Origin of the sequence: Radicibacter daui (assembly GCA_030657355.1) — a bacterium.
In the GTDB taxonomy this organism is placed as follows: domain Bacteria; phylum Pseudomonadota; class Alphaproteobacteria; order Radicibacterales; family Radicibacteraceae; genus Radicibacter; species Radicibacter daui.
On the sequence record CP131057.1, the window covers coordinates 381,671 to 399,160 of the forward strand.

17 protein-coding genes are annotated in these 17,490 nt (G+C 59.8%); 8 read left to right on the top strand and 9 right to left on the bottom strand.

Annotation, left to right across the window (positions count from 1 at the left end; translation table 11 throughout):
- Nucleotides 1–15: 15 nt before the first annotated feature.
- Nucleotides 16–1,680 carry a sensor domain-containing diguanylate cyclase gene (locus QTL98_RS21535; protein WP_445682873.1) on the top strand — a complete coding sequence of 555 codons (1,665 nt, stop codon included), beginning with the start codon at nucleotides 16–18 and terminating at the stop codon, nucleotides 1,678–1,680.
- A 75-nt stretch (nucleotides 1,681–1,755) separates the two neighbouring features.
- Here the strand turns inward: QTL98_RS21535 and QTL98_RS21540 are convergent, their stop codons facing one another.
- Nucleotides 1,756–2,520, bottom strand: coding sequence for a hypothetical protein (locus tag QTL98_RS21540; RefSeq protein WP_445682874.1), 765 nt, complete (start codon nucleotides 2,518–2,520; stop codon nucleotides 1,756–1,758).
- A gap of 341 nt (nucleotides 2,521–2,861) precedes the next feature.
- Between QTL98_RS21540 and ilvD the strand changes: the two genes are divergently transcribed.
- The 4 genes from ilvD (at nucleotide 2,862) to QTL98_RS21560 (ending at nucleotide 6,310) form a co-directional block, all read left to right on the top strand.
- Nucleotides 2,862–4,709: a dihydroxy-acid dehydratase gene (gene ilvD, locus QTL98_RS21545; RefSeq protein ID WP_445682875.1), complete on the top strand. Its 1,848-nt coding sequence runs from the start codon at nucleotides 2,862–2,864 to the stop codon at nucleotides 4,707–4,709.
- A gap of 149 nt (nucleotides 4,710–4,858) precedes the next feature.
- Nucleotides 4,859–5,593, top strand: a complete 735-nt coding sequence (locus QTL98_RS21550) for a hypothetical protein (protein ID WP_445682876.1) — start codon at nucleotides 4,859–4,861, stop codon at nucleotides 5,591–5,593.
- Nucleotides 5,541–6,110: a hypothetical protein gene (locus QTL98_RS21555; protein ID WP_445682877.1), complete on the top strand. Its 570-nt coding sequence runs from the start codon at nucleotides 5,541–5,543 to the stop codon at nucleotides 6,108–6,110. The genes QTL98_RS21550 and QTL98_RS21555 overlap by 53 nt, the downstream gene beginning before the upstream one ends.
- Nucleotides 6,111–6,130: 20 nt before the next feature.
- Nucleotides 6,131–6,310 carry a hypothetical protein gene (locus QTL98_RS21560; protein ID WP_445682878.1) on the top strand — a complete coding sequence of 60 codons (180 nt, stop codon included), beginning with the start codon at nucleotides 6,131–6,133 and terminating at the stop codon, nucleotides 6,308–6,310.
- Nucleotides 6,311–6,449: 139 nt separating this feature from the next.
- Here the strand turns inward: QTL98_RS21560 and QTL98_RS21565 are convergent, their stop codons facing one another.
- The 6 genes from QTL98_RS21565 to QTL98_RS21590 are packed head-to-tail and all read right to left on the bottom strand — an operon-like array spanning nucleotide 6,450 to nucleotide 13,246.
- Nucleotides 6,450–7,502, bottom strand: coding sequence for an ABC transporter ATP-binding protein (locus QTL98_RS21565; protein WP_445682879.1), 1,053 nt, complete (start codon nucleotides 7,500–7,502; stop codon nucleotides 6,450–6,452).
- 19 nt (nucleotides 7,503–7,521) lie between these two features.
- The gene (locus QTL98_RS21570) at nucleotides 7,522–8,364 is read right to left on the bottom strand and encodes a carbohydrate ABC transporter permease (protein WP_445682880.1); all 843 of its coding nucleotides are present in this window, start codon (nucleotides 8,362–8,364) and stop codon (nucleotides 7,522–7,524) included.
- The gene (locus QTL98_RS21575) at nucleotides 8,354–9,286 is read right to left on the bottom strand and encodes a carbohydrate ABC transporter permease (RefSeq protein WP_445682881.1); all 933 of its coding nucleotides are present in this window, start codon (nucleotides 9,284–9,286) and stop codon (nucleotides 8,354–8,356) included. Before QTL98_RS21575 ends, QTL98_RS21570 begins: the two co-directional genes overlap by 11 nt.
- Nucleotides 9,287–9,298: 12 nt before the next feature.
- On the bottom strand, nucleotides 9,299–10,567 hold the full coding sequence (locus tag QTL98_RS21580) for an ABC transporter substrate-binding protein (protein ID WP_445682882.1): 1,269 nt from the start codon (nucleotides 10,565–10,567) through the stop codon (nucleotides 9,299–9,301).
- Between the two features lie 26 nt (nucleotides 10,568–10,593).
- Nucleotides 10,594–12,195 (bottom strand): FAD-dependent oxidoreductase, encoded by a 1,602-nt coding sequence (locus tag QTL98_RS21585; protein ID WP_445682904.1) that lies wholly within the window; start codon nucleotides 12,193–12,195, stop codon nucleotides 10,594–10,596.
- Nucleotides 12,196–12,208: 13 nt separating this feature from the next.
- Nucleotides 12,209–13,246 carry a LacI family DNA-binding transcriptional regulator gene (locus tag QTL98_RS21590; RefSeq protein WP_445682883.1) on the bottom strand — a complete coding sequence of 346 codons (1,038 nt, stop codon included), beginning with the start codon at nucleotides 13,244–13,246 and terminating at the stop codon, nucleotides 12,209–12,211.
- Nucleotides 13,247–13,608: 362 nt separating this feature from the next.
- Here QTL98_RS21590 and QTL98_RS21595 point away from each other — a divergent pair, with 362 nt between their 5' ends.
- Nucleotides 13,609–14,142 (top strand): hypothetical protein, encoded by a 534-nt coding sequence (locus QTL98_RS21595; RefSeq protein WP_445682884.1) that lies wholly within the window; start codon nucleotides 13,609–13,611, stop codon nucleotides 14,140–14,142.
- A 253-nt stretch (nucleotides 14,143–14,395) separates the two neighbouring features.
- A complete protein-coding gene (locus tag QTL98_RS21600; RefSeq protein ID WP_445682885.1) occupies nucleotides 14,396–15,283 on the top strand; it encodes a DMT family transporter in 888 nt (295 codons plus the stop codon).
- 6 nt (nucleotides 15,284–15,289) lie between these two features.
- Here the strand turns inward: QTL98_RS21600 and QTL98_RS21605 are convergent, their stop codons facing one another.
- Both QTL98_RS21605 and QTL98_RS21610 read right to left on the bottom strand, forming a co-directional pair.
- Nucleotides 15,290–15,562 (bottom strand): hypothetical protein, encoded by a 273-nt coding sequence (locus QTL98_RS21605; protein ID WP_445682886.1) that lies wholly within the window; start codon nucleotides 15,560–15,562, stop codon nucleotides 15,290–15,292.
- Between the two features lie 127 nt (nucleotides 15,563–15,689).
- A complete protein-coding gene (locus QTL98_RS21610) occupies nucleotides 15,690–16,598 on the bottom strand; it encodes a LysR substrate-binding domain-containing protein (RefSeq protein ID WP_445682887.1) in 909 nt (302 codons plus the stop codon).
- 101 nt (nucleotides 16,599–16,699) lie between these two features.
- Here QTL98_RS21610 and QTL98_RS21615 point away from each other — a divergent pair, with 101 nt between their 5' ends.
- Nucleotides 16,700–17,104, top strand: a complete 405-nt coding sequence (locus QTL98_RS21615; protein ID WP_445682888.1) for a tautomerase family protein — start codon at nucleotides 16,700–16,702, stop codon at nucleotides 17,102–17,104.
- Nucleotides 17,105–17,490 lie beyond the last annotated feature (386 nt).

The window sequence follows — 17,490 nt, forward strand, 5'->3', positions numbered from 1 at the left end:
CGGGACCTGTGATCCATGCGATTGCCTGCCATAGCCTTGCGGCCTCTCATCGGCAGCGTATTGACGCTGGTCTGCGTGGCTTGCATTTGCGCCTGCCTGCTGCTGACAGGCTGGCTGGCGGTGCGGCACGAAACCGCCCAGATCGGGAACAATCTCGGCATTTCCGCCAACTCTCTGCGTGACCGGTTGCAGCCGCGGCTGGAATCCCGTCTGCGCGATATCGAATTGCTGGCACTGCCGTTGGGATTGGCGCCGGGCCCGGAGGGGTTGAAGGCAAGCCGGTCCGTGCTGGAAGCCCTGGCTGAAAGGTTGCCGGCCTATGCCTGGATCGGTGCGGTTGCAACCGACGGTACGGTGCTGGCGGCCACACGCGGCGTCCACGAGGGGGAGAATGTCGCCCGTCAACCCTGGTTCCGTGCCGGGCTTGAAGGGCCCACCCTCAGCCTGCCGTCGCCGGATATGCCGGCCGGGCAGGGGGGACTCGTCGATGTTTCCGCCCCTGTCCGCGACAAGGAGGGCAAGGTGATAGGGGTTGTCGGCGCCCAGGTGAGCCGGCGCTGGATCAATACGATTACCAGCCTGCTGAGCGATGTGGCGACCGACGGGAATGGCGCGGCCAGTGCCCTGCTGCTGGATGCCGGGGGGCATGTTCTGGCCGGAGGCGAGAGCGGCAGCGATCTTTCCGCCCTTGCCAGTGTCCGGCAGGCCCGGTCAGGCGAAGGCGGCTATCTGCGCGAGCGCTGGCTGGACGGGAAGGACCATCTTGTCGGTTACGCGCTCTGGCGTCCTTCCCGCAGGGTGGCCGATCTTGGCTGGGTGGTGCTGGTGAGTGAACCGGTCAGCTCGGCGCTCACGCCGGTGAAGCAACTGCTTTATTCCATCATGGCGGCCGGCGCGTTGCTGCTGGTTCTGGCGCTGATGCTGGCCTGGCTCCTGGCCCGGGCCATCTCCGCCCCGCTCAGCGGCCTCGCCGCCGCTGCCCGGGCGCTGCAGATCGGCGTTGATGGCGATGGTATCCTGCCGCGCGCTTATGGCCTGCGCGAGGTCGGCGATCTTTCACTGGCGCTGCGCAGCATGCTGATGCGCCTTTCTGTGGCGGAGCGGCAGCGCGAAAAGCTGCAGTCCGAAGGGGAACAAACGGCACGCCGGCTGGAGGATGATCTGAGCCATGCCCGCCACATGGCCGATACCGATCCGCTGACCGGCCTCTTCAACCGGCGGGCCCTGATGCGCGATGGCCTCGACCTTCTTGCGCGCCTTTGCCAGCAGGGGCGCTGCCTCTCGGCCATAATGCTCGACATCGACCATTTCAAGCTGGTGAATGACAGGTTCGGCCACATGGTGGGGGATGCCGCCCTGCTTTTTGTTGCCGAATGCGCCCGGCAATCCTACCGCGAGAGCGATCTTATCGCCCGTATCGGCGGAGAGGAGTTCACCATCCTCCTGCCCGGTGCGGATCTCCGCACGGCGCGGGAACTGGCCGAGCGCCTGCGTACGCGCATCGGGCAGGGTTTCCAGACCGCCGAGGGGATAAAAGTGTCGCTGACCGTCAGCCTCGGCTGCGCCGAGGTCAAGCCCGGAGAGGGGCTGGAGGCGATGCTGGACCGGGCCGACCGCGCGCTCTACGCGGCCAAGACGGATGGCCGCAACCGGGTGTGTATCGCGGCAATGTCCGGCTGAGGCTTGCGTCCGGTTCAAAAAAAGAAAGGCCGCCCGGTCAGGGGGCGGCCTTCCTGCGGCATCGCGTAAGCCGGTTTAGTCGACCGCTTCCATCTGGTCGGCTTCGCTGGCCCATTTTTTCATGAGCGCCACCTGCACGCCCATCGCCTTGTACTCGTCGCGCCACTTGTGCACGTACTTGTCCTGCTCTTCCTTGTCTTTCAGGTAATTGCTCATGATCGAGTGATGATCCATGGCGGCGAAGTTCTCGACATCCTCGACCGTCGTCTTGGCCGTGATGGTGAACCATTTGTTGACCCAGGCGGAATCGCGGCCGAGGCCCTTGGCCTTGTCGATGGCTTTGGTCTGGCTGGCGATGATGGCATCGATATCGTCGATAACCTCCAGGTAACCCTTGATCTTGGCCTTGTATTCCTTGCTGGCCAGCCACTTTGATTTCTTCTTTTCGGCGATCGCTCGCAGCTTCTTGTTTTCGGCGGCGGCATCAGCCAGCTGCTTGCGCAAGGCGGCAATACCGTCTTCAAAGGCGCTCGACGCCTTCTCGCAATGGCCAAGCAGGGTCTTGCGCCAGGACTCAAGCCCCTTGCCGAGCGTGGCAAGTTCTGAGTCCATGAGATCCTTCATGGTCTTTTTCTTGTTGTCGGCAATCGTGGTGCCTTCCTTTTCGAAGCGGGCGAAAAGGTAAAGGTGGATGCTGTTCCAGCCTTCGGTGGCGGTCTGCGCCAGCTGCTCGATGCGATCACTCTCGGCACTGACCTTCTTTTTCAGTTCTTCGACAATACCGGGATTATTGACCAGGCTTTTTTGCAGGTTGAGCAGCGCTGTCCTGAGTTGACCCATGATGACCCCCCGTTCATTCAAGGCGGGGCGCCCGATGCCCCCGGGACCGGCCCGCCGATCAAAAGGATGGTTAACATAGTGTTAATTTCCGGAAAACAGAAGCCGGTATGACGAGGGGCGTGGATCAGCGGTTTTCGTGTTTTTGTTAACCCGGCCACTGGAAAAAAGAATATTAATGCGTAAATCAAGGCTTGCGCGCATTTAACTTTCGCGGCAGAACCGGCTTTCCATGGCGGATGCCGCCAAAGCGCGGCATACTGGACCTCGTGACTGGCCAGCAGAAGCCGGCAGGAATATGAACACCATTCCGGATCGCCTACTCGAACCAAGGACGTAAGACAGTGCCGACCTATCGCTCCCGAACCACCACCCATGGCCGCAACATGGCCGGTGCGCGCGGCCTCTGGCGCGCCACGGGCATGAAGGATGGAGATTTCGGCAAGCCGATCATTGCGGTCGTCAACTCCTTCACCCAGTTCGTGCCCGGCCACGTCCACCTCAAGGATCTGGGCCAGCTGGTGGCCCGCGAGATCGAGAAGGCCGGCGGTGTTGCCAAGGAATTCAACACCATTGCGGTCGATGACGGTATCGCGATGGGCCATGACGGCATGCTCTATTCGTTGCCCTCGCGCGATCTGATCGCCGACAGCGTGGAATATATGGTGAATGCCCATTGCGCCGACGCGATGGTCTGCATCTCCAATTGCGACAAGATCACCCCGGGCATGCTGATGGCGGCGCTGCGCCTCAACATTCCGGTCGTCTTCGTCTCCGGCGGCCCGATGGAAGCCGGCAAGGTGCTGCTGGGCGGCAAGAAGCGCGCGCTCGACCTCGTCGACGCGATGGTCGCCGCTGCCGACGACAAGGTGAGCGACGAGGATGTGAAGATCATCGAGCGCTCGGCCTGCCCGACCTGCGGTTCCTGCTCCGGCATGTTCACCGCCAACTCGATGAACTGCCTCACCGAGGCGCTGGGTCTTTCGTTGCCGGGCAATGGCTCGACGCTGGCGACCCATGCCGACCGTGAGCGCCTGTTCCTGGAGGCCGGCCATCTGGTGGTCGATCTTGCCCGCCGCTATTACGAGCAGGACGATGCTTCCGTGCTGCCGCGTTCCGTCGCCTCCTTCAAGGCGTTCGAGAATGCGATGACGCTCGACATCTCCATGGGCGGTTCCACCAACACGGTGCTGCATCTGCTCGCCGCCGCCCATGAGGCCGGCGTCGACTTCACCATGAAGGATATCGACCGCCTCTCCCGCAAGGTGCCGGTGCTCTGCAAGGTCGCCCCGTCCGTGCCCGACATCCATATGGAAGATGTGCACCGCGCCGGCGGCATCATGGGCATCCTCGGCGAGCTGGATCGTGGCGGGCTCATCCACACCGACCTGCCGACCGTGCACGCCGCCACGCTCGGCGAGGCGCTTGATCGCTGGGATATCAAGCGCACCGAAAGCGAAGCGGTCAGCAACTTCTTCCGCGCCGCGCCCGGCGGTGTGCCGACGCAGGTGGCTTTCAGCCAGAACCAGCGCTGGCGCGAGCTGGACAGCGACCGCGAGACGGGCGCCATCCGCAGCGTCGAGCATGCCTTCTCCAAGGATGGTGGCCTCGCTGTCCTCTACGGCAATCTTGCGGTTGATGGCTGCATCGTGAAGACGGCGGGCGTTGACGCCTCCATCCTCAAATTCTCCGGTCCGGCCCGCATCTTCGAAAGCCAGGATGCTTCGGTGGAAGCTATTCTGGCCGGCGAGATCAAGGCTGGCGACGTGCTGGTCATCCGCTATGAAGGCCCGCGTGGTGGCCCCGGCATGCAGGAAATGCTCTATCCGACGAGCTATCTGAAGTCCAAGGGCCTCGGCAAGGCCTGTGCCCTCATCACCGACGGGCGTTTTTCCGGCGGCACCTCCGGCCTTTCCATCGGCCATGTCTCGCCGGAAGCGGCTGAAGGCGGCGCCATCGGTCTGGTTGAGGAAGGCGATATCATCGAGATCGATATCCCGAACCGCAGCATCAACATGAAGGTGGATGAGGCGGAGATCGCCCGCCGTCGCACCGCGCGTGATGCGGCCAATGGCTGGCACCCGGCCGCACCGCGCCAGCGTGCCATCTCCCCGGCACTCCAGGCCTACGCCGCCATGACCACAAGCGCAGCCCGCGGCGCCGTGCGGGATGTGACGCAGTTGAAGCGTTGATTGAAATATATTGATGGAACCGCTGGAAGGGGAAGGCGCCAACCTTCCCCTTCTTTTTATTTCAGCTGTGATGGTAAATATAATACAATGTCCGATATTAATAAATAATTTGATCTACGGGGCTGCCAATGACTTGCGAAGTGGCCATAATGAATAGCAATGCTATTGTCCTGGCGGCAGACAGTGCTATGACAATGACAAGATGGGAAGGAGGCAAGGAAGTAAAGAGATATCACAATGGCGCAAATAAGATATTTCAACTTTCAGAGTACGAACCCGTTGGATTAATGATTTATAATGATGCGAATGTGCAAGGGGTGCCTTGGGAGCTTTTAGTTAAGGAATATAGGAAGCACATAGGGTCTACTAGCTTTCAGAATATAAAGCTCTATGCGGAAGATTTTTTCCGTTTTGTTCAAAGTTTTTCTGTGTTCACTGTTGATTATAAAGAAAAAAATTTTATAAACTCATGCTCTTCAATCGGAAAAATATTTTTTAGGTATATTTTTATTCAAAATGATGCGGTTAAATTCGCCGAGTCTCAAGATCAAAAAAATTTAGAACTAGATAAAATTATCCGAAATGAGATTTCTGTACTTGATTCTGCTGAAATTCCGGCCGGATTTATTGATCAGGATATAGATGAAGCTATCGCTAAGTATGGCGATTCAGTAGCAAATAACATTAGAGATTATGCATCTGGGGACGAGCTAGCTTTAAATTTTATCGGGTTGGATTTTGATTTATTGGCTCAATTTAGTATTAAATCTCTATATAAAAAGAGAACTTTTATGGATAGTACCGGCATCGTAGTGGCTGGTTATGGAGAAGATGATTTTTTTTCCGAGTTTTATAGAGTATACCTCGTACGGAAGTATACTTGATAAAATAGCTTACGACGAAAAATCTAGTAACAGCATTAATCTAGAAACAGTAGCTGGTATCAAGGCATTTGCTACAGACGCTATGATATCGACATTCTTATTTGGTATAAGTGCTAGCGGATTTTCTACTGCTATAGATGAGTGCAAGAAAGAAATAGAAAATGTTGCAAGATCGACAGGTTTTGAAAATCATCCGGATTTTTTGTCAAGTTTAAGTTCTTCAGTTGGAGAATTTGGAAAAAATATAATGGAGGAAGCTAGAAAAACACATTATTGGCCATTGTGGAATGTTATAACATCCCTTCCGTTGGACGATATGGCTGAATTAGCTGAGACCCTTGTGCGTCTTGAGTCATTAAAGGAAAAGGTAACTCAGCCTACTCAATCGGTAGGAGGTCCCGTTGATGTCGCTATCATCACCAAGCACGACGGATTCATATGGAAGAAAAGAAAATTATATTTCGAAGGCAACCTTAATCCGAGATATTTTGCTAAGATAAACGCGCTCGGAAAATAAACCGCTGTCAGGGGATTCAGATGGATTGGACAAAATATTACTGGAACTCTGTTGCATCCACACCAAATGTCAGGGCCGAAATTGTCCTCGCGGAAGGTAAGTTGGATGTAAATGAAAGCAAAATGGAAGACAGCGAATCAATCAAGTTATATAAAAATCTTGTTTCTGAAGCTATGAAGAGGGGGTTGAGTGAAGTTTGATCTGTTATTAATTAGCTGATTAATGGCATGATTTAGTTATTTATCCAATTAAATAGAATATTAATTTATTTTATGATAATATCAAGTTGATAAAGAGCGCCTCCCTACTTGTAGATTTTTCTCCTGATGCAGGATCTGTCTAGGTCAGCCGCCGGCTGCCATCAGCCGAAAAGAGGTGGATGGCTTCAGCATCGATCCGCAGGCGGATCGTGGCTCCGGGGGCAAGTGACACGCGCTCGCGAAAGACACCGATAACCCGCGTCCCGCCCAGCATCATGGTCACCTGCGTTTCGGATCCCATTGGCTCGACGAGCAGAATCTCCGCCGGGACGCCTGTGTCATCGAGCGCAAAGCCTTCCGGCCGGACGCCATAGACGGCCCTGGTTCCGGCAAGAGGTGCTGCCCCGTCTGCCAGCGGCAGGAGGACACCCGGAGCGGCAAAACCCTGCGCCGTAATCTCCCCGACCAGAAAATTCATTGCCGGCGAACCGATAAAACCGGCGACGAACTGGTTGGCCGGCTGGTCGTAAAGCGCCAGCGGAGCACCGACCTGCTCGACCCGGCCACCGTTCAGCACGACGATCTTGTCCGCCATCGTCATCGCTTCCACCTGGTCGTGCGTCACATAGATCGTGGTGGTCCTGAGTTTCTGGTGCAGGCCCTTGATCTCCGCCCGCATGACGACGCGCAGCTTGGCGTCAAGATTGGAGAGCGGCTCGTCGAACAGGAAAACCTGCGGATCGCGCACAATGGCCCGGCCCATGGCAACGCGCTGGCGCTGGCCGCCGGAAAGCTGGCGGGGATAACGCTCCAGCAGGGGGCCGAGGCCGAGAATATCGGCGGCCCATTTCACCCGCTCGGCAATCTCCGCTTTGCCGGCACCGCGATGCTCCAGCGAAAAGCCCATGTTGGTGGCAACCGTCATATGTGGATAGAGCGCATAGTTCTGGAACACCATGGCGATGTCCCGGTCCTTGGGATCGAGGTTGTTGACCACGCGCCCACCGATGCGAACCTCCCCGCCGGTGATGGTCTCCAACCCCGCGATCATGCGCAGCAGGGTGGACTTGCCGCAGCCGGACGGGCCGACCAGCACGACGAATTCGCCGTCGTTTATCTCAAGATCCACGCCATGGATGATGTCGGCAGCGCCGTAGCTCTTGCGAACCTCGTTAAGGGTAACTTCAGCCATCAATCGGATTTCCGCTTCTTCAGCCCTTGAGGCCGGTATGCGCGAGCCCTTCGACGAATTGCTTCTGCGCGATGATGAAAACGATGAGGACGGGCAGGGCGGTCAGCGTCGCGGCGGCGAGCTGGATGTTCCACATCGGGCCGCCATAGGCGTCGACATATTGGGTAAGGGCCTGCGGCAGCGTGAACTTGTCGGCACTGGAGAGGAACACGATGGGCTCCAGATAGAGGTTCCAGCTGTGCAGGAAGGTGAAGATCGCGACCGAGGCCAGAGCAGGCCTGGCAAGTGGCAGGGCGATCTTGCGGAAAATCTTGAAGCGCCCGAGCCCGTCGACGCGGGCCGCTTCTTCCAGCTCCACCGGCAGCGTCACGAAGAATTGCCGCATGACGAAGGTGGCAAACACGCTGGGGGCGCCGAAGATCGGCACCAGGATGAGCGGCCAGTGGGTGTTCACCATCCCGGCCTTCAGGAACATCTGGAAGAGCGGCACGATGGTGACTTCGGACGGGATCAGCAGCCCGAGCAGCACGACCATGAAGATCGTGTTGGCGAAGGGAAAGCGGATGCGGGCAAAGGCATAGCCGGCCATGGACGAGAGGATCATGGTGCCGGCGGTTACCAGAGCCGCGATATAGGCAGAGTTCCAGTACTGCCGCACGAAGGGCTGCAGCTCGAACACCCGTGAATAGGTCGACCAGTCGTAACTCTGCGGCAGGAGCTGCGGCGGGAAGGCAAAGATGTCGCTGATGGGTTTGACCGAGGAGGTCACCATCCACCAGGTCGGGAAGACGAAGGGGATGAGCAGGACGCACAGAAGCCCGTAGAGGGCGAGCTTCAGACGCGGCGGGATCTCAGTTTTCATGGAAGACGATCCTCTTGCGCATCTGCCACTGGGCAAAGGTCAACACCGCGACGATCACGAACAGCAGGATCGACAGCGTCGAGCCGTAGCCGAAGAAGTGGAACTGAAAGGCCTGCTGGTAGAGGTAATAGACCAGCACCGTGGTGGAGAGGCCGGGGCCGCCCTGCGTCAGCACCGCAATCTGGGCAAAGACCTGCAACGAGCCGACGATGGTGATGATCGAGGTCAGCAGGATCGTCGGGCTGATCAGCGGCAGGGTGATGCGGCGGAACTGCTTGAAGCGCGGCGCGCCATCGATGCGGGCCGCCTCGTAAAGCTCGTTCGGCACGCCCTGGAGGGCGGCCAGAAACAGCACCATGTTGAGGCCGACATTCTTGAACACCTGCACGGCGATGACGGAAATCATCGCCGTCACTTCGCCGCGCAGCCAGTTGGGCCCTTCGATGCCAAACACCTGCAGCACGCCGTTGATACCGCCGTTTTTCTGCAGGAGAAAACCCCAGACGATCGTCCACGCCACCAGCGACACGACGACAGGCGAGAAGAACAGCGTGCGGAAGACAGTGATGCCGGCAAGTTTCTGGTTGAGCAGCACCGCCAGCAGCAGGGCAAGCGACATATTGAAGATGACGAGACCGGCGGAAAAGACCGCCGTCGTGCCCAGCACTTCAACAAGGCTGCCGTCTTCCACCAGCATGCGGTAGTTCTGCGTGCCGGTGTAGGTGAAGGTACCCGCCAGCACATTCCACTCGTGCAGCGAATACCAGAAGACGAGGCCGAGCGGGATCAGCACGAAGGTAACGATCCCGACGAGCTGCGGAGCGATGAACAGGAAGCCGGCAAGGCTGTCGCGTCGGGCAATCGTCCAGAACGGCGACGGCGCGCGGCCTTCCGAAGGGGCGTTATCCTCGGCGACAGCCATGACCGCTTCTCCTCAGCGCTTCAGCAGCGGGCCGATCTGGCCGCAGATCTTCTGGAGCGTGCCGGCAACATCGGCTTCCGGCTGCCAGAGAGCATCAAGGCCGGAGCGAACCATCTGCTGGAGCTGGGCAAAACCGGTATGGCCGGGAATGACCGTGCCGGTCGCAATGCCGGAGATGACCACGCTGTCGATCTGCTGCTGGCTGAGCAGCGGGTTGGTCTTCTTCAGCACTTCGGCATTCAGCAATGATTTGCGGGCCGAGGGGAAGAACTGGCTGAGTTTGACCGAGTTCTCCGGGTTCGTCATATAAGCGACGAACCGGGCGGCGAGATCGGCATGTTTGCCGGCCGCCAGCACGCCGACACCCGCCTGCCCGATAAGCGCATACTCCCCGGCCGGCCCCTTGGGCAGCGGCACCAGATCCCAGTCGAACGGCTTTTCCTTCGGCAGCAGCGAGGCGCGGCTGATCTGGGTGATGGTCATTGCCGCGTTGCCGGCGAAGAAATCGACGGTTTCGCCGGGGCCGGGCATCGCTTGCTGCTTGAAGATAGCATCATGAACGGTGGTGAGGGCATCCACCATCGGCTTTTCCGCCATGGTGCAGCTTTTGCCATCGGCGCTCCAGGGCGCCGCCCCCCAGCCATTCCAGATCGCGGCGAGGTTTTGCCAGGCCTGATAATTGAAATCGCGAACGATGAGGCCGCCCTTGCCGGTCTTGCCCACGGCGGAGGCGGTGGCGAAGGCATTTTCCCAGGTCCACTGACCGGCGGCGATCAGTTCCGCCGGGGTTTTTGCGCCGGCGGCCTTGATGAGATCGTTGTTGACGAAGATGCCGAAAGGGGACGTCGAGAACGGATAGGCGTAGAGCGTGCCATCCTTCGTCCAGCGCCCGGCCGCCGTCGCGCTCAGCTCATCGGCATTATATCCCTTGGTCGCCTTCAGCGTATCGGTGAGCGGATAGAGGGCACCGGAATTGACGAAGTCATAAGCGGCGGTCTCAAAAATCCACGCCATGTCAGGTGCGTTGCCGCCGGCGATCTGCGTGGTGAGCGCCGTCATGTAGGTATCGTAGGGCAGGGACTCATAAGTCACCGTCACGCCCGGATGCTGCTGCTCGAAACCGGCGGAAATATCGTTGAAGAGCTTCAGATGAGCCGGATTGGCGCTCCAGATGGTCATGCGCAGGTTGACGGCATCGTCGGCGTGCGCGGATCCGGCCAGCGGCAAGGCTGCCAGGGTCAGTGCGGCGAGCGTGGATTTGAGCGTTTTATTGTTTTTCATGTCGTTCCTCCCTTTCTTCTGATTGCTTAATAGGCCGCTACATCCGGCCAGCGGATTTCGATGCCCTCGCGCCCGAGGGCACGCTGGAAGTCGTGAAGAGGACCGTCCTCTTCCTGCACCTGATGGGGGCTGAGGCCCTTCTCAAGGCAGTAGGCCGCCAGCATTCCGGCCACCTCGCCGACATTCCATTCGACCGGGTGAAGGCGATAACAGCCGTTGGTGATGTGGGTGGTGCCGATGTTCTTGCCGGCCGGAATGAGGTTCTTCATCCGCTGCGGCAGCAGGGCGCCGAGCGGGATTTCAAACGGGCAGGACGGCACGTCGATATAATTGTCGCCGCCTGTCGAGGGATGCAGGTCGATGCGGTACATGCCGATGCCAACACTGTCGCGATAGTGCATCGCACCCTTGGCGCCGCGTACGGCATAGGAGAGATCCTGCTCGACGATGCGGGTTACCGGCTTGATGCGGCGGCTCTCGCGGATATAGGGCGCCATCGCCAGACCGTGCTCGGTGCCGGTGATATCCCCGCGCAGGCGAAGGCCGCGATAACCCTGTCCGCCGTCGAGCCGCGGCGCCTCGGTTTGCAGCCAGTAGAAGACCGAATAGGAAAGGTCGGCTGCCGCCTTGAGGTGCCGGGCTTTTTCGGCCTCGGACACATCGATGATGGAACCGTCCATGTAATCGATCATCGGCCAGTTCACGAGGCAGATGTCGGAGGCGTAGAAATCCGGCCGGAAATTGCGGCGGGCCGCTATGCGGCGGAAAATCCACAGATTTTCATCGCCGCCGCCCTTGCGCTGGTCGGCATCCACCGCCAGCGGATCATCCTCCACATTGGGGGTGAAGGAGCGGGTGGTGAATTCCAGCGTGCGGGGGTGCGGGGCGGTAAAGCCGAGCAATGGCCCACCCCAGAATTCGGGCTGATACCGGCGCCAGTAATCATAGTTTTCCGGTTTGTCGATGGTCTGGTCACCGTCCACATGGTCGACAGCAAAGCAGATGGAGACGGCCTGGACGTTATCCGGCTGGGCCACGGGCGGTGCGCTCGGCTCCCCGGTATCCGATTGCGCCTCGAAGCCCTTGACGTAGTCGGCGCCGGTCATTTGCAAGAGATCGCCAAGCTCGGTCGCATCGAGGATGTAATCGGCAGTGACCGTTACCTGCCTGCCGGTATCGCGCTGGCGCAGGGTGACGGCACGCACCGTGTCACCTTCAACATCGGCGGCAACCGGCAGATAGGGCTGCAGGACCGTCAGCCGGCCGGCGCCGCGATAGGGCATCAGCATGGCTTCGATGACGGCAAGGCTGACGCGCGGCTCTGCGCAGATGCGGCTGACCCAGCCGGCACCGGGATTGAGATCATCCCAGGCGCGGGCGCCTTCGGTCAGCGGATAATGGTCGCGGTAATATTGGCGAATGCCGCTGCGCAGCTTGCGATAGGAGCGGGTGATGCCGAACTGTTCGACCCAGCTATGCTCATCGGAGGGAACGGCCTGGCTGGTCAGCTGGCCGCCGATCCAGTCGAACTCCTCGGTCAGGATGACGCTCTTGCCGGCCCGGCAGGCGCCAAGTGCCGCCGCCACGCCGCCGAGGCCGCCGCCCACCACCAGAATATCTGCTCGCATTTCTTTCACGGTTTCAGTCCGTTTCCTTGCGGGGCCCAAGGCTCTCGCCTTCGACCGGTTCACATGTGAGGAGGATTTGCTCGACCGGCGCCGCACTCTCGATGCGGCGCACCAGCATGGCGGTTGCCCGCCGGCCCATCTCCTCTCGGGGGATGTCGAAGGCAGTGAATTTCATGTGGCTGCGCTCGGCGCGGATGTGGCTGCCGAGCACGACAACCGAGAAATCCCCGGGGATGGAAAGGCCCCTCATGCGGGCGACCGCTTCCACACGCACGGCATCCGCCAGTTCGACGAAAAAGGCTGCGGTGGCCCCGCTGGAGAGAATGGCATCGAGGATTTCGCCGGCCGGACGGTCTTCCACGGCGATATGGCGGACGAGTTCCACCCCGTCGCCCAGAGCACCGGTGAAGCCGCTCCAGCGGTCAGTGATCGATTCCGCCGGGCCGCGCGGACCGATATAGGCGAGCCTGGAATGTCCGAAGCGCCGTGCTCGCTCGACGAGCACCCGCGTGCCGTTTTTGTAGTCGCCACCGACATAAGGCACCGGGCCGCCCGCATCGTCGCGGCGACCGATAGCGACAAAGGGATAATCGCCGGCAACCAGTCTTGCGAGTTCGGCGCGATCGAATTCACGGCCAAGTACGAGGCAGCCATCGGCGATACGCAGCCGGTTGCCATCGGCGAAGATTTTGCGCTCCCGGTCGACGCCGGCGCCGGTGAGCAGCAGCAGGTCGTAATTCTGCACCTGTGCCTCTTCCTCGATGCCAAGCAGGAAGGGTGCGAAGAAATCGGCCTGGGCGCTGGGAAAGGCGGGCTCGTAGGTAAAGACGCCGAGGATCCGGTTGAGGCCCTTGACCATGCGGCGGGCGATGGGGTCGGCGACGTAACCCGTCTCGCGGATGATCTGTTCAACGCGCTCGCGGGTTTCCTGCGGAATACGCGCCAGCGCCGTCGGCGCGCCATTCAGCACCAGCGAGACGGTTGCCTGGCTGACGCCGGCAAGCTTCGCGATGTCATTCTGCGTCAAGCGCTTGGGGCCGGCGCCCGGCATCTCCCTGCCTCCTTCTTATTTGCTAATACGTATTAGCAGAAGGGTACATGTTATTGTCAAGCGGGAACCAGAGCGGCGGAGAGGTGGCATCGGACAGGTTGGCCCGGCTGAATAACGGGGCCGGGACGCGTCCGGGCGCGGGACTGAGGGAGGCAGAATCAGGCGCGGCGACATTTCTTTCCGGGCGGAATGGCAGGGCCGCGAACGAACTTTGGAGTTACCGGCTGCACCCCATCCCCGTTCGGAGGTATGAAATCACTCCTTTGAGATGTATTTAATATAGGAAAATCACTTTTTTGATGACGACGCCCCATCTACCCTCTTTCATGGCCTCAAGGGGGATACGAAAAATGGAGTGTCCCATGAAGTCGGTTTTGAGCGTTCTTGCTCTTTCCCTTTCGTTCGTTCTCGCGGCCGCAGGCGCGGCCCGGGCAGATTTGAGTGCCCTGGATCTGACCTCCTTGCCGGCAAAGGACTTTGCTTTCTGCGTCAATACCGACGCGACTGTAATTCTGACGCCCCAGCTGGCGACCGAAGTTGGTGTGGTTATCACCAATGTTGGCAATTCGATGAGCAACACTTCGGGGACCATCGCCGTCGCGGCCGATAACTTCTATGGAAAGGGCGCCGGTGCTTTCTGGAAGTCTGGCATGGGTAACTTCAATTTGCCGGGCGGTAATTGCTACAATGTCGCAACCATGGGCAAAGCCACGAGCCCCAACCCCAATTCACCGTGGACCTGCGCTCTGACGAGCGGTGCCGCCGTCAACGCCGGCGCCAACTTCTCTGGCGTGATGTCCACCCAGACACAGCCCGAGGTTGTTGCCACTGGTTTCGTGGTTTCCGGTATCAGCCAGTTTCAGAACGACGCGCCGGTAATCAATTGTCAGAAGTAACAACCTTTTCCGGCGCCATATATTTTTGAGATAGCGCCGCTGGCCGCCCGCATTTTGTGGGCGGCCTCTTTGTTGTACCTGGCGTTTGGCGCCCGGCAGAGACGCTGCCCTGTGTGCTTCCTGCAACGTTGCCAAATGTCCCGCATAATTGCTGCGGCGCAGCACGAAATAGCTCTCAACGCCCGTTGCTATCCGGCTTAGAACGATCCAAGCGTGGTCGCATTCCCGGCCCGCGGGGCAGGAAATTGCAGAAATGATCAAGGGCGTCGCGCTCGGTTTTCTTACCTATTTTCTCTTTTCCGGCACTGACGCCATTTCAAAGCATCTCGGCCAGCACATCTCGGTGTTCGAGATCTCCTGCATCACCTCCATCGCTGGCCTTGCTACGCTGCCCTTCATCCGCAACAAGGGAGAAAGCTGGCGCATTGCCCTGCATATGAACCGGCCGAGCCTCGTGCTGCTGCGCGCCGGGCTGGGGGTGATCGCCACGTTGCTGGGCATGGTCGCCTTTACCACCCTGCCGCTGGCGGAGGCCTATTCGCTGCTGTTCTTGATGCCGCTTTTCGTCACGCTGCTGTCCATCCTGCTGCTCAAGGAACTGGTGGGCTGGCGGCGCTGGCTGGCCATCTTCATCGGCCTTGCCGGCGTGCTGATGGTGGTGCGCCCGGGCGTGCGCGAGCTGCTGCCGGGTCATTTTGCTGCCGTGGGGGCTGCGCTGTGTGCGGCTGGCACCATCATCGTGCTGCGTGTGCTGGGCGGGCGGGAGCGCAAGACGGCGATGTTCGCCAGCGCCAACATGGCGACGGTCGTGGTGGCTGGCGCGGCGATGCTGTTCGACTTCCAGATGCCGTCGGCGTCCGGCTGGTTTTTCCTGGTGCTCAGCGGCCTGCTGGGCGGCGTCGGCAATGTGTGCCTCTTGTGGGCGACCCAGTTCGCCCCGGCCAACCGGGTGGCGCCGACGCAATATGCGCAGATCGTCTGGGCCATTCTGCTGGGGGCCGTCTTCTTCGGCGAAATTCCCGATGGCTGGGCGCTGGCCGGCATGGGCCTGGTGCTGGCCTCCGGACTTTTTACCTTCCTGCGCGAGGAGCAGCGCGGCAGTTTCCCCACGCGCTCCTACCTGCTGCGCAACCGGCCATGAGACTTTTCAGCGGGCCTCGGCCCGCATCAGGCCGCGCATGCCAAGGGCAAGAGCCGCCGGTACGGCAAAAACGACGAGGGCAATGACGGCTTCCTCGGCCAACGGATAGCCGGCTTTCGTCACCCCTACCCAGAGATTGACGAGGGTACAGGCCAGCCAGACGGGCAGGAACGTAAGGGTGCCGGCGCTAGGTTTCTGTCCCTTCGTCAGCCAGCGGGCAACCAGCATCATGGCGCCCAGCAGGATGAAACCGCCGCCCATAACCATGATGGTATGCATGAAACCTGTCCCCGTTTGCTGATGGCGGCACAGTAATGCCGTCTTCCATGATGCCGGGAAAGGAAATTTGACAACCCCGATACGGGCAAAAGGTACAGGTCTGCCATCAAGGAAGAACCGTACCGGGTCAGGCGGGGATTATTGGCATGAGGGCACTTTCCCGCAATTCCTCTTCCAGCCACGCCGCGAATTTGGCTGCCTTGCGGTCCCGGCTATCCATTATGCGCAGCACGTAGCAGTTACGGGTCTTGCGGAAAGGGTAGGGGGCTTCAAGCCGGCCCGCCGCGATATCGTCGGCAACCAGGTGGCGCGGCGCCACGCAGGCGCCCAGTCCTGACAAGGCGGCCTGCAGCGCGAAGTGATAATGCTCAAACATCGCAGGGGCACCGGCGGGCATTGGACGGGCGGCACCAGTATCTGCGGCGGCATGCCACTCTTCCCAGGCATCTGGCCGGGTACTGGCAACAAGCCGGCGCAGCCGGGGATCCGGAACGCCGCCATCCCCTGCCAGCAAGCCCGGGGCGATGACAAGGCCAAGCTCTTCCTGGAAGAGCAGCCGGTCCCCCGGACGCAGCGATGTTTCGTCCTCAAGCACTGTGATCGCCAGATCGAAACTGCCCCGCCTTTCATCGAGGCGATCGGCTGACGTTCCAAGCCGCACGTCGATGCCGGGGTGACGCTGCGAAAACCGGTGGAGCCTTGGAATGATCCAGCGCACGGCAAAGGAACTCAGGCTCGCCACCTGCAGCAGGCCGTCGTCGCGTGAATAGAATGGGCGGACGGCTTCCTCGATCTGGTCAAAAGCCGGCGTCAGGCAGGCAGCGAGCTGGCGGCCGGTTTCAGACAGGCGCGGCTGTCCGCGCGTACCGGCAAAAAGCCTGACGCCCAGAAGTTGCTCCAGATGAGCGATCTGCCGGCTGATGGCGCCGTGCGTTACGCCAAGCTCCTGCGCGGCTGCCGTGGCGCGGCCAAGCCGGGCGGCCGCTTCGAAAGCGCGAAGGGCATTGAGAGGCAGGATCTGCCGGCGGCGCTGCATGTGAGTTTTCCTGACAATGAAGCAGCGATGTTCTCATTTGAACCGGTGGCCGGCAACTGGCATCGAAAGGCCTGGTTGCAGCGCTATCTAGGAATTGAGACATGCCCATCGTCAGAACAAACGTCCGCAGCGATACGGATCAAGCCACCCGCAAACATATTGTGGAGGGTATTCATCAGGCGCTGGTTACGGCCATCGGAATGCCGGAAGATGAATTATTCAATTTCATCTCTCCCTACGATCCAGAGGATTATTTCTACTCGCGCAGTTTCAATGGGATTGCCCGATCCGAACGGCTGGTGATGGTTGAAATCACCATGCGGCGCGGGCGCAGCGACGCCATGAAGCGGGCCCTTTACGCCCAGATTGTCACAAACCTCGAAAACGGGGCCGGGATCTCGCCAAAGGATGTCTTCATCGTCATCCACGAAAATGACTATTCAGACTGGAGCGTCGGCAATGGCGTCTTTGCCATGGCTCTCCAGCAGCAGCGCGGGCAGGATTAGGCGCGTGCTATCCTTGCCGCCCGATTAAAGGCGGAGACAACAAAAAGCCCACCTGCAAACAGGTGGGCTTTTTTGTCGGGTCGCTCGCCAGTAACCGACCCGGATACTCGCCCCACTTCCGGCGGCTTTTGTTACCGTCATAATGAAGGGACAGCGAACGAGGTGCGAGGGGTCGTTTTGACGCTTCGTCTTCGCCAGCCTGTTCAACGGCACTTCATCGACGACCAGGGGAGCCCCGGGGGCAGTCGGCAAGGGAAATCCGAAAGCTGTCGATCGAGTTTTGCGACACTCTCTTTCTTGCATGGCATCCGGCCGTGTGTGAATTGGTAAAAAGGGGCGCTACCATGGCTCTTGCGGGGTCGCCCCGCCTCCTGGTTGAACGGAAC